Annotated in this window: 11 protein-coding genes; 2 read left to right on the top strand and 9 right to left on the bottom strand. The window is 67.5% G+C overall.

Going from position 1 to position 13,042, the window contains the following annotated elements:
* Positions 1-10: 10 nt before the first annotated feature.
* The 6 genes from GH266_RS20240 to ehuB all read right to left on the bottom strand — a co-directional run bounded on the left by GH266_RS20240 (position 11) and on the right by ehuB (position 5,121).
* Positions 11-1,003, bottom strand: a complete 993-nt coding sequence (locus GH266_RS20240; RefSeq protein WP_158195437.1) for a cyclodeaminase — start codon at positions 1,001-1,003, stop codon at positions 11-13.
* Entirely contained in the window at positions 993-1,988 is a 996-nt protein-coding gene (gene eutB, locus GH266_RS20235) for a hydroxyectoine utilization dehydratase EutB (RefSeq protein ID WP_158195436.1), read from the bottom strand. The genes GH266_RS20240 and eutB overlap by 11 nt, the downstream gene beginning before the upstream one ends.
* The gene (ehuA, locus tag GH266_RS20230; protein ID WP_158195435.1) at positions 1,985-2,806 is read right to left on the bottom strand and encodes an ectoine/hydroxyectoine ABC transporter ATP-binding protein EhuA; all 822 of its coding nucleotides are present in this window, start codon (positions 2,804-2,806) and stop codon (positions 1,985-1,987) included. Before ehuA ends, eutB begins: the two co-directional genes overlap by 4 nt.
* Positions 2,806-3,474 carry an ectoine/hydroxyectoine ABC transporter permease subunit EhuD gene (gene ehuD / locus GH266_RS20225; protein ID WP_158195434.1) on the bottom strand — a complete coding sequence of 223 codons (669 nt, stop codon included), beginning with the start codon at positions 3,472-3,474 and terminating at the stop codon, positions 2,806-2,808. Before ehuD ends, ehuA begins: the two co-directional genes overlap by 1 nt.
* Positions 3,475-3,477: 3 nt before the next feature.
* Positions 3,478-4,143 (bottom strand): ectoine/hydroxyectoine ABC transporter permease subunit EhuC, encoded by a 666-nt coding sequence (gene ehuC, locus GH266_RS20220; protein WP_158195433.1) that lies wholly within the window; start codon positions 4,141-4,143, stop codon positions 3,478-3,480.
* Positions 4,144-4,269: 126 nt separating this feature from the next.
* Positions 4,270-5,121 carry an ectoine/hydroxyectoine ABC transporter substrate-binding protein EhuB gene (ehuB, locus tag GH266_RS20215; protein ID WP_158195432.1) on the bottom strand — a complete coding sequence of 284 codons (852 nt, stop codon included), beginning with the start codon at positions 5,119-5,121 and terminating at the stop codon, positions 4,270-4,272.
* 324 nt (positions 5,122-5,445) lie between these two features.
* Here ehuB and GH266_RS20210 point away from each other — a divergent pair, with 324 nt between their 5' ends.
* Positions 5,446-6,168 (top strand): GntR family transcriptional regulator, encoded by a 723-nt coding sequence (locus GH266_RS20210; protein ID WP_158195431.1) that lies wholly within the window; start codon positions 5,446-5,448, stop codon positions 6,166-6,168.
* A gap of 1,220 nt (positions 6,169-7,388) precedes the next feature.
* On the opposite strand, the gene GH266_RS20205 is transcribed toward GH266_RS20210, so the two are convergent.
* Positions 7,389-9,074 (bottom strand): amidohydrolase, encoded by a 1,686-nt coding sequence (locus tag GH266_RS20205; protein ID WP_158195430.1) that lies wholly within the window; start codon positions 9,072-9,074, stop codon positions 7,389-7,391.
* Between the two features lie 75 nt (positions 9,075-9,149).
* Between GH266_RS20205 and GH266_RS20200 the strand changes: the two genes are divergently transcribed.
* The gene (locus GH266_RS20200) at positions 9,150-10,073 is read left to right on the top strand and encodes a LysR family transcriptional regulator (RefSeq protein ID WP_158195429.1); all 924 of its coding nucleotides are present in this window, start codon (positions 9,150-9,152) and stop codon (positions 10,071-10,073) included.
* A gap of 22 nt (positions 10,074-10,095) precedes the next feature.
* On the opposite strand, the gene GH266_RS20195 is transcribed toward GH266_RS20200, so the two are convergent.
* Positions 10,096-12,027 carry a TRAP transporter permease gene (locus GH266_RS20195; protein WP_158195428.1) on the bottom strand — a complete coding sequence of 644 codons (1,932 nt, stop codon included), beginning with the start codon at positions 12,025-12,027 and terminating at the stop codon, positions 10,096-10,098.
* A 62-nt stretch (positions 12,028-12,089) separates the two neighbouring features.
* Positions 12,090-13,037 (bottom strand): TAXI family TRAP transporter solute-binding subunit, encoded by a 948-nt coding sequence (locus GH266_RS20190; protein ID WP_158195427.1) that lies wholly within the window; start codon positions 13,035-13,037, stop codon positions 12,090-12,092.
* Between the last annotated feature and the right edge of the window lie 5 nt (positions 13,038-13,042).

Below are 13,042 nucleotides of genomic sequence, written 5' to 3'. Positions count from 1 at the left end.
GATCCACCGCCTAGGTCAGGATCGTCGAGCCGGCGCCGGCCTTGCGGGCGGCAGCGATGGTGGAGGTCGCGATCGCCGTGTCCTGCGCGCCCGTGCCGGTGAGATCGCAGATGGTGATCTCGTCGTCCGAGCGGCGGCCGGGATGGCGCCCCGTGACGATCTCGCCGAGCTCCGGCGGCGTGCCGCCCTGCCACAGGCCGGCGGCAATGGCGCTGCGCAGCTCGCCGAGAGCCTCGCACTGGCTGACCCGATCGCAGACATAAAGATCGGCGGCGGCAAGCGCAGCAGGGTCGATCTCGTTCTTGCCCGCCTGGTCCGAGCCCATCGCTGTGATGTGGAGGCCGGGATGCAGCCATTCGGCCTTGAAAACCGGGTGCTCCGCCGGAGTGGTGGTGACGACGAGCTGGCTCTGCGCCACCGCCTCGGCCGGGTCCGCGACGGCCTCGGCCGTAATCTTCAGCCGCTCGGCGATGTCGGCAGCGCAAGCGCGCGCCTTGGCCATGTCGCGTCCCCAGACGAGGACGCGGGAGAACGGGCGCACCAGATGGGCCGCCTCGATCTGCAGCCGCGCCTGGATGCCGGTGCCGATGACGGTCGCCGTCTCGACCTTTGCGGGCGCAAGATGGCGCGCGGCGACCGCACCGGCGGCGGCCGTGCGCACATCCGTCAGGTAGCCATTGTCGAGCAGCAGCGCCTCGACGAGGCCGGTCTTGGCGGAAAACAGGATCATCAATCCGTTGAGGCTCGGCAGGCCGAGCTTCGGATTGTCGAAGAAGCCGGGGCTGACCTTGATCGCGAAGCCGTCGAAACCGGGGATATAGGCGGTCTTGACGTCGACCTCGCCATTGGCCTCAGGGATCGCCATCGACAGGATCGGCGGCATCACCACGGTGCCCGAGGCGAGCGCGGCGAAGGCCCGCTCGACCACATCGACGGCGGCCAGATCCAGCTGCACCAGCCCGCGCAGCTCGCCGGCGGTCAGGACGGTCACTTCATGCGCCATAACTGCGCCCTTTCAGCTCGATCTCACCGAGGCGGACGCCGCGCCCGGCGACGATCTCGGTGAAGGTGGTCATGTCGACATTGCGCCCCGTGAGGATGGTCGCGACCGGACCGCCGAAAGCCGGCAGACGGCCCGAGCGCATCGCGGCGATGCCGACGACGCTGCCGCCCTCGGCCACCATGCGGTCTTCGTAATAGAGCGCCTGCATGGCCTCATAGATCTCGTCCTCGGTGACGAGGATGCAGTCGTCCAGCAGATCGCGGCACATGGCGAAGGTCAGCCGGTTCTCCAGCCCGATGCCGCCGCCGAGCGAGTCGGCAAGGCTCGCCACCTCCACCACCTCGACCGGACGGCCGGCGCGGATGGAGGCGTGCATCGCCGCGCCGCGGTCCATGGTGACGCCGATGAGGCGGATCGACGGCTTGATCGCCCTGGCCGCCAGCGCGACGCCGGCGGCAAGTCCGCCGCCGGACAGCGGCACGAGGATCGCCGCAAGGTCCGGGCGGTCCTCCAGCATTTCAAGGCCAATGGTGCCCTGGCCGGCGATCACCCGCGGATCGTCGAAGGGCGGAATCTCAATGAGCCCCTCCTCGCGCACCAGCCGCAGGCTCTCGGCCTGGGCATCGTCCTGGCTGCGGCCGGCGATATGGACTTCGGCCCCCAGCGCACGGATGCCCTCGACCTTGGCTCTCGGCACCAGCTCGGACATGCACACGACCGCGCGAAGGCCGGCGGCACGCGCGGCAAAGGCAACGCCGCGGCCGTGATTGCCGGTCGAGCAGCAGGTGACGCCGGGCGCTCCCGCCGGCACGGCGGCGACGGCGTTGAGCGCGCCGCGCAGCTTGAACGCGCCGATGGGCTGGGCCGTCTCCAGCTTCAGCAGGAGCTCCCCTTCCACGGCGAGCGAAGGCACCATCGGGGTGCGCGCGGCAACGCCAGCAATGGTGCGGCGCGCGGCGAGAATGTCGGCAAGCTCGATGCTCAACTCGCCTCCTTGACCGCGCTGAGGAACTGCTGCGTGCGCTCCTTCTGCGGATTGCCGAACAGTTCGTCCGGCGAGCCCTGCTCCTCGATCCGGCCGCTGTAGAAGAAGCAGATGCGGTCGGAAATGTCCTTGGCGAAGCCCATCTGGTGGGTGACCATCAGCATGGTGAGATTGTGCTCGGCGACCAGCTGGCGGATGACGTTGGTCACCTCGCCGATCACCTCCGGATCGAGCGCGGAGGTCACCTCGTCGAACAGCATCACCTTGGGCCGCATGGCCAGCGCGCGGGCAATCGCCACGCGCTGCTGCTGGCCGCCCGACAGGCGCGAGGGGTGCTGGTCGCGCTTTTCGGCCATGCCGACCATCGCCAGCAGTTCCTCGGAACGCTCGCGTGCTTCCTTTTTCGACATGCCGAGCACATGCACGGGACCTTCCATGCAGTTTTCCAGCGCCGTCATGTGCGGGAACAGGTTGAAGTGCTGGAAGCACATGCCGATCTTGGAGCGCATCTTGCGCATGTGGCGACTGTCGGCGCGCACCAGCTTGCCGTCGCGCTCCATATGGGTCAGCGGCTCGCCGTCGACATAGATGACGCCGCCATTGATGGTCTCCAGCGTCATCAGCATGCGCAGCACGGTGGTCTTGCCCGAGCCGGAGGGACCGATGACGGTCACCATCTCGCCTTCGGCGACGTCGAGGTCGAGCGAGTCCAGCACCACCAGGTTGCCGTAGGACTTGGTGACCTTCTTGAAGCTGACCATCGGGATCGCGTCCCCCTCGAGCTTCAAGGGGAAGGCGGAAACGTCTGTGGTATCCATCAGCCCAATCCGAGTTTGCGGCGCACCCAGGTCTCGAAGACCCGGATCAAGGCCGCCGTTGGCAGCGAAATGCAGAGGAAGATGATGCCGACGAGCGTGAACGGCTCGAGGAAGCGGTAGGTTTCCGAGCCGATGGCATTGGCCGTGTGCATCAGCTCCGCGACGCCGATCACCGACAGCATCGGCGTGTCCTTGAAGATGCCGACGAGATAGTTGCCCATGCCGGCAAGCGAGGGCGGCAGCGCCTGGGGAAGGATGACCCGGAAGTAGGTACGCGCCGTCGACAGGTTGAGCGACTTTGCCGCCTCCCACTGGCCCTTCGGCACGCTTTCCAGCCCGCCGCGATAGACCTCGGAAAGGTAGGCCGCATAGTGCAGGCCGATGGCGATCATGCCGGCCGTCCAGGGCGACAGGCGGATGCCGAATTGCGGGCCGACATAGAAGACGAAGAAGATCTGCAGCACGAGCGGCGTGGAGCGGATGAACTCCACCGCCTCGCGCACACCCAGGGTGAGCGGACGGAAGGGCGTGCGCTGCGCCAGCGCGAAGACGAGGCCGAGCACGACCGCGATGGCATAGCCGAGGCCGGCGGCCAGCAAGGTGTTGCCGGTGGCGACGATCAGCCGGGGCAGGATCTCGAAGGTGAAGTCCCAGCGCCAGTCGAACATGGCTCAGGCCCTCCCCATCTTGCGCAGCATGAAGCGTTCGAGCCAGCGCATGAACGGCGTGATCATGAACCGGGCCAGCACGTAGTAGATGATGAGCGCGGTGCCGAAGGTCTCGGCCGACATGAAGGTGGTGCCGTTGATCTGCTTCACCTGGAACATCAGGTCGGCGACGGAGATCAGCGCGACCAGCGCGGTGCCTTTCAGCAGCTCGATCAGGAGGTTGCCCCAGGACGGCAGCATGATCAGCACCGCCTGCGGCAGGATCACCCGGATCATCCGCTTGGCCGGCGACATGTTGAGCGCCAGCGCCGCTTCCCACTGGCCCTTGGGCACGGAGAGAATGGCGCCGCGCACCAGCTCCGCGCCATAGGCGCCGAGATTCATGCCCACGGCCACGAAGCCGGCCGTGAACTTTTCCAGCGTGATGCCGAAGAGCGGCAGCACGAAGAAGATCCAGTAGAGCTGGACGAGCAGCGATGTGCCGCGAAAGATCTCGATATAGACGGTGGCGAAGCCGCGCACCGCCATGTTGGGCGCCATGCGCATCAGGCCCGCGGCCACGGCGATCGCCACCGCCAGCAGCGCGGAAAGAACCGTCAGCGCCATGGTGATGAGCGTGCCGCTGGCGATCCGGTCGCCATACTGGCCGAGGAATTCGAAATAGGACATGCCGCCCAGCCCTTGCTGTCAGACCTCGTTCAAGGCCGCAAAGCCCGGGCAGGTAACCCTGCCCGGATGCGGGAGACGGGGCGGAAGGCCGGCAAAGCCGGCCCGCCGCGCGCCGTCGTCGTCATGTCAGCGGTTGGCGCAGACCCACTCGGTGGTCTTGTCGCCGGGCAGCGAGCCCTCGCCATAGCCGTATTCGGCAACGGCGGCGAGCATCTCTTCCGAGCCGAGATACTTGGCCTGGGCCTCGTTGAACTTGTCGAGGAAGGCCTGGTCGGCCTTGCGGAAGCCGATGCCGGCCCAGTTGAACGAGTCCTCCGGCATGGCGTTCGGATCGGACGCCTCGACGGCACCGTTGGAGCTGTCGGCCAGCTGCTTCATGGTGAAGTAGGTGCCGGCGCCCGCATCGGCGCGGCCCGCACGCACGGCGGCCAGGATCTCGGTCGGTCCGGGCACCTGCATGATGTTGGATTCCGGCACGCCCGCGCCCTTGGCGGCCTCGATGTTGGAATAGCCGGCGCCGGTGACCATCACCGCGTTGTTTGCCACCAGGCTGGCATAGTCGCTGATGTTCTTCGGATTGCCCGGCGCCAGGATGAAGCCGTCGCCGACCTTGGCCATCGGCTCGGAGAAGGCGATGTTCTCGCAGCGGCTGGCCAGGATGTTCATGCCGCCGGTGACGATGTCGAAGCGGTTGGCGTTGAGGCCCGGAATGAGCCCGCCCCACTCGGTCTGAACCGGCTCGATGTTCTCGAAGCCCATCGTCTTGAGAACGCCGATCGTATAGGCGTTCACGAAGCCCTTGGGGCTGCCGTCCTCGCCCGGATAGGCGAAGGGCACCTCGTTGGCGAAGCCGATGCGGATCGGCTCGCCCTTCTCGGCGCGCTCCAGCAGCGACTGGGCATTTGCGCTGCCGGCAAAGCCGAAGGCGAGCGCGGCCATGCCGAGCGTGGCAAGGCCTTTGAAGATCGTGTTTTTCATGGTTGAGCTCCTCTGTTCCACCAAGTCTTGCTTCTTATGTTGTGCACAACATCATGCTGCGTCAGACTGTGTCAACGGAATTTGCAGAAATGACCGAGCGACTTCCTCGTGCGCCTTTCCACGGCGCCGCCAGATGTACACATTACAGGGAATGACGCGCCCTCCAGGGCTGCAACCAAGGCTTTGGACGGATTGTGGAAAGCGTGACTTTCCCACGAGGCTACGCAACGGCAAGACGCTTGCCGGAAGAGCGGAAATGCCGGACAAGACGCGGCTCCGCCGGGCAGGCGGCGCGCACAGATGCGACGGGAGCGGACAGACCTGATGACGGTGGACCAGGGGGCCGGACGGCCGGCGGAAGAAGGCGCGCGCGGCCGGTTCGAGCGGATCTACCAGACCTTGAGAATGCGGATCTGCCTGCTCGACTATGCGCCCGGCAGCCGGCTGCGCGAGGAGGACCTGGCCGAGGAATTCCGCGTCTCGCGCACGCCGGTGCGCCGGGTGCTGGTCAAGCTGGAGGCGGAGGGGCTGCTGCGCTCGGTGCACGGGGTCGGCACCATCGTCACCGACATCGAGGTCGATGCGCTGGCGCAGGTCTACGAGCTGCGGGTGGAGCTGGCCGAGCTGGTCGGCAAGCTGTCGCCGATCCCGGTCGACGAGGCGCTGATCGCCCGCTTCCGCGAGATGCGCGCGCGCTGCGACGAGATGGTGTCGGAGGGCGATCCGCGCACCTTCTCGCGGATCAACATGGACTTCTTCCACCTGTTCAACGCGCTGACGACCAATGCGCCGCTGCGCGAGATCAGCGAGCGTCTGTATTACCAGACCGCGCGGATCTGGCTGAAGACGGCCTCACGGCTGAAGAATTTCGAGGAGCTGATCCATACCGAGTTCACCACCTTCCAGCGCGAGGTGACGGACATCACCGAGGCGGTGGAGCATGGCGACCTCGCCGCCGCGGCCCATGTGCGGCGCGCGCATATCGCCATGAGCTTCAGCCGCATCCGCAAGGCGAGCAAGGCAGGCGGCGGCGCGGACGAACGCTAGCCGCCGCCCCCCCCCCCGCGAGGGGGGGCGACTCATCACGCGGCGCCGCGCCTTTGGGCGCTCCCCGTTTCGATCCGCGCCCCGCGAAGGGGGCGACCCTGCCTTTCGTGAAGGCCACCGGCACCCGGTTCTGGTTTCGATCCACGCCCCCGTGAAGGAGGCGGCGATGGAAGATCCCAACCGTCGCAGCCTCGGCATAGTTTCGATCCGCACCCCCGCGAAGGGGGCGACGAGCGAGGTCTACACGCGGCGAGTCGAGCGCTGGTTTCGATCCGCGCCCCCGCGAAAGGGGCGACGCTGCGCTGCCACCCAGGCTTGCGCGGCCGCGTCGTTTCGATCCACGCCCCCGCGAAAGGGGCGACGCGCGCGAACGTCATAGCCGGCGAAGCCGCGCCAGTTTCGATCCACGCCCCCGCGAAGGGGGCGACCCGCTGCCGGCGGCACCACCCACACGACGAGGCGTTTCGATCCGCGCCCCCGCGAGGGGGCGACCCTGGAAGCCGCCTGCCGGCAGCTGCCGCGCTGGTTTCGATCCGCGCCCCCGCGAAGGGGGCGACACGAGCTGCAAAAGAAGGGCGCGGTGCACTTCAAGTTTCGATCCGCGCCCCCGCGAAGGGGGCGACGCACGCCAACGGCGGCAAGTCCTACGGAGCGCGGTTTCGATCCGCGCCCCCGCGAAGGGGGCGACTCTGCGGCGATGCACGCGGCAATATGCGAACTTGTTTCGATCCGCGCCCCCGCGAAGGGGGCGACGCTGCGCACCTCGAGCCGGCGCGACATTGTCATTCGCATACGTGCGTTTCGATCCGCGCCCCCGCGAAGGGGGCGACAGGACAGCGCCACAGAGCTGCCCGGCTCGTACCAGTTTCGATCCGCGCCCCCGCGAAGGGGGCGACTGGCTCCTCGTATCATGCGGTTTTTTCAGAAGAAACCAGAGTTCCGGCGCGAACTGCGAGGCGCTGCATCCCGCAGCCGCATCAACAGACTGATGACGTAAAAAAAGAGCAAAATTTTCAATGTGTTGTTGCTTGCGCGAACCTGCCGGGCTTTTTCGGCACGCTTGAGGTTCGCGCAAGCGACCAGACGATCAGCGGTCCAATGAGATCCGTTGCCGGCTTCGCCCCCACCTGCCCCACCCGCCGATGCCAGTTGGAGCCCGGATGAACGAGCGCGCCCCCCCGGACATGATGCGAGGGCGGCGGGGGCGAGACCGCGGCAGGTTAGTTTTGACGCAGGACGACCCGTCCGCCGACGAGCGCCAGGCGCGCCTCGAGGTGCCTCAGCTCGCCGGCCTCCATCGTCAGGATGTCGCCGGGGAAGCCGACGATGTCGGCGAGGTAACCGGGCTGGAGCCGCCCGAGCTCGTTCCCGCGCAGCAGCAGGTTCGCCCCGCCGGCGGTCGCCAGCGCCAGCGCCTCGCGGCGGGTCAGGGCCTGCTCCGGTGCGATGTGCTCGCCCGTGCCGTGGTCGCGCCGCAGCTCCAGGTCGGCGACCGGATGCAGCAAGGACGGGGGCAGATTGTCCGAGCCGAGGGCGACCGGGATGCCGCGATCCAGGATCTTGCGCATGGGCACGATCTCATCGCGCCGGTCGGGTCCCAGGCGCGCAAGATGGGCCGAGCCGCCCTTGGCGATATGCCGGTTGGTATGGGTGACGAGCATCAGGCCCATGTCCTGAATGGCTCCGAGGGCGCGGTCGTCCAGGGTCGCGACATGGCCGCGCACCCAGTTCAACCCGGCGAGCGGCTGCGACCGGTTCACCTCCTCCATCAGCCCCATGACGTCGTCGAAGATGGTCGAGACGCGCAGGCGCTGCCGGGCTGCCTCCAGCAGCAGCTCGCGCACCATCGCGCGCGGTGCCCCGCTGTCGAGATGGAAGCCCGCCCAGCCGGTGCAGCACCCTCCCCGCGCCCGGACGAGCCCCTCGCCGGTTTCGTCGATCTCGGCATAGATGCCTTCGATGCGCAGGCGGTCGTCGTCGTCGAGGTCCCGCTTCGCCCACCGGGTCCAGTCCGCGATCAGGGCAGCCATGTCGGCGGCAGCATCGACATTCGACCAGGAGGGGCTGACGACCAGTGTCGCCCGCATGCCCGGCTTGCAACGCCCGCGCAAGGCGCCGTAGGCGGCGATGACCTCCCGCGCGACGCCATGGCCTTCATAGACGCCGGTCGTGCCGAAGCGTGCGTAGGTATCCATCGAGCGGGCCAGCGCATCGGTTCTGGTCGCCACGTCGAAGCCGGGTGCGGCGGACATCAGCGTCGTCTCGACGATGGAGATGCGTGTCGCCTCGCGAAAGCGCCCGTCCGGCACGCCGTCCGCCGCGCGGTGGATCTCGACCAGCGGATGCGGCGACGGGGTGTCCCGGCCCACCCCGGCAAGCGCCAGGGCGGCGGTGTTTGCCACGCAGACCAGATCCGCCTTGTTGCTCCAGTAACCCCAGGCGGGGCGGATCCAGACCGGGTGATCGGGCGCGGCGGCATCGAGATCGTGCCGGTCCGGGCAGCGCCCGTCCGCAAGGCCGGACCAGCCGTCGAGAAACAGCGGCGGCGTCCCCAGCGGCGACAGCACGATCCATCGGCCCGGCGGCGTGCGCGCGGCCACATCCCGCAAGACCGCCTGGATTTCGGCAATCGACCGCGCGCCCGATATCGACGGCAGGACGCTCTTCAGCCCCTCGCGGTCGAGATGGGCGTGGCCGTCGATCATGCCCGGCATCAGGGACAGGCCGTCGCAGCAGAGCGAGACGGTCGCGGGCGTCGCCAGGCCCTTCAGCTGCTCGTGCGGGCCGACGCCAAGAATGCGCCCGCCGGCGATGGCGACCGCATCGCCTGCCGGATCGCCCCCCGCAGGGTCGACGAGCCGCGCGCCGTGCAAGATAATTTCCGCGTCCCTTGCCTCGAGGGTCATCCTGGCTCCTTCCTTCGGCAGGCGTGCGACGGGCCGCGCCACATCCCTGGTGATTGTCTGATAAAGTGGGACGGCATGAAGATCACATTCCGACAGCTCAACGCCTTCCTCGTCTTGGCCGACACCTGCAATTTCTCGCGGACGGCGGAACGCATCGGCCTGAGCCAGCCGACGCTTTCGCAGATCATCCGCGATCTCGAAACGGAACTGGGCACCAGCCTGTTCGACAGGACCACGCGCCGGGTCGAGCTGACCGAAGCCGGCCGGACCTTTCGCAAGGGCGCGCTGCGAACGTTCGAGGAGCTGGAGCAGACGTTTTCGGATGTTCGCAACCTGACCGAACTGCGGGAAGGCCGGCTGCGCCTTGCCGCTCCCCCTTTCCTTGCTGCGACCATCCTGCCGCGCGCGGTCGCCGCTTTCTCAAAGCTCCATCCCGGCATCAAGGTGGAAATATCCGACGTCACCAACGACGAGATGCTGATCCGGTTGATGGACGGCCGCGTCGACCTGTGCATCGGAACCATGACGCCGGGCCAGACCGACCTGCGGTCGATGCCGCTCTTGAGCGAAGACATGATGATATTCTGCCTCAAGGGCCATCCGCTGACGGCGAGCGAGGCTCCCGACTGGCGCGAGGCCGTCCGGTTTCCCTGCATCACGCTGGTGCGGGGCAGCGGCCTGCGCGAACTGGTGGAGCTGGGCTTCGCCCGCGCGGGCGTCGACTTCCAGCCGCAGTGGGAGGTGGAGCAGATCACCACCATTTTCGGCATGCTGGCCGAGAACCTGGGTATCGCGATCCTGCCGCGCTACACCATTCTCGGAGTTCACAACACGCATGTCGTTGCCTTGCCTCTCGGTCAGCCGCACATCGTGCGCAAGATCTCCTGCGTCTACCCCGCCAGCCGCTCGCTGAGCCCGGCAGGCTACACGTTCATCAAGCAGCTGCGCGCCGTCCTGCAGCGGGCCGGGGTCGCCCCCGACCCCGAACAGCCTGAGTGAGACCAGCCGGCCCCGCATCCGCCTATCGGACGGGCACCGACACGGCCTTGCTCCTGCTCGACCACAGGAGCATCGCGACCATCGCCGCCAGGCCGGCGATGTTGACCAGCAGCGCGCCCGGGAACAGGTCGGTCGGCATCAGCAATGCCGCACCGCACGCGAAGATGATCAGGCGCGACAGCGGACCGGCGGGTTCGCGAATATAGCCGACGACGCTTGCCGTGACGCACCATACGCCGGCAAGGGCCGTCACCGTGGAGGCGACCACCGAGACGGCCGGCCCGACGCCCAGCAAGGTCGGCGAGAAGACGAAGAGGAACGGCACGACGAAGGCCGGCCAGGCCATGACCGTCGCTTCCATCGCCGTTCGCATCGGCGGACTGGAGGCAAGGGTCGCCGCCGAGAACGCGGCCACGGCGACCGGCGGGGTGATCATCGACATCATGCCGAAGTAGAGAACGAACATGTGCGCGGCGATGGGCTCGACCCCGAGCTTGATCATGGAGGGGGTCACCAGGGTCGCCAGCAGCACATAGACGCCGACGGTCGGCATGCCCATTCCCAGCACGATCGACAGGGCCGCCGACAGCAAAAGCAGCAGGAACAGGTTGTTCTCGCCGAGCGTCGTCAGGATGCGCGTCAGCGAGAAGCTGAGCCCGGTCAGGTTGAGAATGCCGATGATGATGCCCGCCGCCGCCGCGATCAGGATGACGGAGGTCGACGACTGGCCCGCCGAGGCGAATGCGCTGAACAGGTCGCCGGGGCTGCGCCGGCCGCCTTTCCGCCACAGCAGGATCGGCATCAGGGAGGCGCAGGCCCACAGGGCCGCTTCCTCGACCCGCAGATGCAGCCAGAACATCGCAACGATCAGGACGACGAAGGGAAGCGGATAGATCCACCCCTTGGCCATGACCGCCCGCGCCGAGGGCAGCTCGGACTTCGAAAGCGCGCGCAGGCCCCGGCGCGCTGCGGCAAGATCGACCTGGAAGAAGATGGACAGGAAGTACAGCAAGGCCGGGATCAACGCGGCAAGGACGACTTCCGAATAGTCCACCTGCAGGAAGTCCGCCATGAGGAAGGCCGCAGCGCCCATCACGGGGGGCGCCAACTGCCCGCCGGTGGAGGCGACGGTCTCGACCGCCGCCGCGGTCTGTGCGCGATAGCCGCTGCGCTTCATCAGCGGAATCGTGACGACGCCGGAGGAGACGACATTGGCAACCGCACTGCCCGAGATCGAGCCCATCAGCGCCGACGAGGTCACGGCGATTTTCGCGGCGCCGCCGCGATATCCGCCGAACAGCGCAAGGGAGATATCGTTGAAGAACTCGGTGCCGCCCGCCTTCTCCAGGATCGCCCCGAACAGGATGAACGTGACCACGGCGGTGGCGCAGATGAACAGCGCGGTACCCAGAATGGCGCTCGGGTCGAAGGCGATCTGGACCGCCAGCCGCTGGGGGGAAACCTGCTGGCCGGTCAGGGGCGCGGGCATCAGGTAGCCCCACAGCCCGTAGACCAGGAAGACGAGGATGATGGCCGTGAGGGCGAAACCGGCAACCCGGCGCACCCCCTCCAGCAACAGCAGGATCACGGCAAGGGCGGGAAACAGGTGCACCATGGGATCCATCGCGGAGGCGATGGAAATCCCTTCGTAGTCCGAGGCGATGTACAGACAGACCCCAAGGCCGGTCACGGCGGCGAGGACGTCGTACCAGGGCGCCGCGCCCTTGCGGGCCGTGCCGCGCGCACCGGTCGACAGGAAGACCAGCGCCAGGCACAGGCCGACCAGCAGCGCCAGGAACTGCTCGTCGTAGATGACGTAGCCCAGCCTGCGCGGCCCATCCAGACAGAAGCCGACGGCAAGGAGTGGTATCGACACGGCAAAGGCCGTGCGAAGGCCGGCGAAAAGCCGGTCGACGCCGGTCCACGCGTCCGAACCGTCCAGAGATTGCCTCATCGTCAAGACCTTTCAACTGGGGATCGGGCAACGGACATCCGCCCGCTGCCCGATATCCTGGATCAGTTCTTCAAAAGACCGACTTCACGAAAGAACGCTTCCGCGCCCGGGTGATATTTCGCCTTCCTGGACTCCCGATAGATCCTGGCCGGCTCCCATCCCTTGAAGTGCGGCGAGGTCTCGGCCAGCTCTTTCTGGTTTTCGTAGAGCGCCTTCACCAGGTCATGCACCACCTGATCCGGCACATGGGCGCCGACGAGCAGGGCGTATTCGTAGCTGAACATGGTGAGCGGCTTGTCGACGCCGACCAGGCCCGGCCCCGGCTCCATCGTGTCGAGATAGGACCCGGGCGCGATCTCCTGCATCTTCTCCTCGCCGCCCGGAACGGGATTGACGCCAAGGAACCTGACGCCGACGGAGGCGTCCGCCTCGCGCACCTGGGCGCTGGTCGCCGCCGCATAGGCCGCGTCGACACGGCCGGCGGCGAGCAGCTCGACGGCCTTGGCGAAGTTGGGCACCGCGGTCGCCTCGAAACGGGAAGGGTCCAGCCCTTCCGCGGCGAGCGTGGCGTCCTGCATCAGCTCGATCATCTTCATCGCGCTGTACTTGGTCGGCACCGGCCGGCCGGCCAGATCGGCGGCCGTCTTGAACTCGCTGTCGCGGCGCACGAGCAGGCCGACCTGATAGCGCGGCAGCACCGCGGCGATCCGCAGCTCGGGCAAGGGCGTGCCCTCGAAGTTGCCCGTGCCGGTGACGGCGTAGGACGCCTCGATCATGTTGGAGGTGGCGAAATCCATCTCGCCGGAATTCACCTGCGGCAGGACGAGGTTCGCGCCGCCGGTCGCAACGGCGATAAAGTCGTTGTCCGTGTGATCGCTGGCCGTCGAGGCGATGGCCGCGGCGATGACATAGCCGCTGCTGCCCTGGGGCAGGGTCCCGATGGAATATTGCTCGGCCAGGGCCGGGGCTGCTCCGCACAGCAACGCGGCGGCGCAGATAATCGACTTCATTCTCA

This window comes from Stappia indica (genome assembly GCF_009789575.1).
Taxonomy (GTDB): Bacteria; Pseudomonadota; Alphaproteobacteria; order Rhizobiales; family Stappiaceae; genus Stappia; species Stappia indica_A.
This window is presented reverse-complemented; position numbering and strand designations above follow the sequence as displayed.

Bases quoted from the DNA above. Each gene is read 5' to 3' on its own strand.
- GH266_RS20240 (WP_158195437.1), bottom strand. From the start codon at position 1,003: ATGGCGCATGAAGTGACCGTCCTGACCGCCGGCGAGCTGCGCGGGCTG.
- ehuA (WP_158195435.1), bottom strand. From the start codon at position 2,806: ATGGATACCACAGACGTTTCCGCCTTCCCCTTGAAGCTCGAGGGGGAC.
- ehuD (WP_158195434.1), bottom strand. From the start codon at position 3,474: ATGTTCGACTGGCGCTGGGACTTCACCTTCGAGATCCTGCCCCGGCTG.
- ehuC (WP_158195433.1), bottom strand. From the start codon at position 4,143: ATGTCCTATTTCGAATTCCTCGGCCAGTATGGCGACCGGATCGCCAGC.
- ehuB (WP_158195432.1), bottom strand. From the start codon at position 5,121: ATGAAAAACACGATCTTCAAAGGCCTTGCCACGCTCGGCATGGCCGCG.
- GH266_RS20210 (WP_158195431.1), top strand. From the start codon at position 5,446: ATGACGGTGGACCAGGGGGCCGGACGGCCGGCGGAAGAAGGCGCGCGC.
- GH266_RS20205 (WP_158195430.1), bottom strand. From the start codon at position 9,074: ATGACCCTCGAGGCAAGGGACGCGGAAATTATCTTGCACGGCGCGCGG.
- GH266_RS20200 (WP_158195429.1), top strand. From the start codon at position 9,150: ATGAAGATCACATTCCGACAGCTCAACGCCTTCCTCGTCTTGGCCGAC.
- GH266_RS20195 (WP_158195428.1), bottom strand. From the start codon at position 12,027: ATGAGGCAATCTCTGGACGGTTCGGACGCGTGGACCGGCGTCGACCGG.
- GH266_RS20190 (WP_158195427.1), bottom strand. From the start codon at position 13,037: ATGAAGTCGATTATCTGCGCCGCCGCGTTGCTGTGCGGAGCAGCCCCG.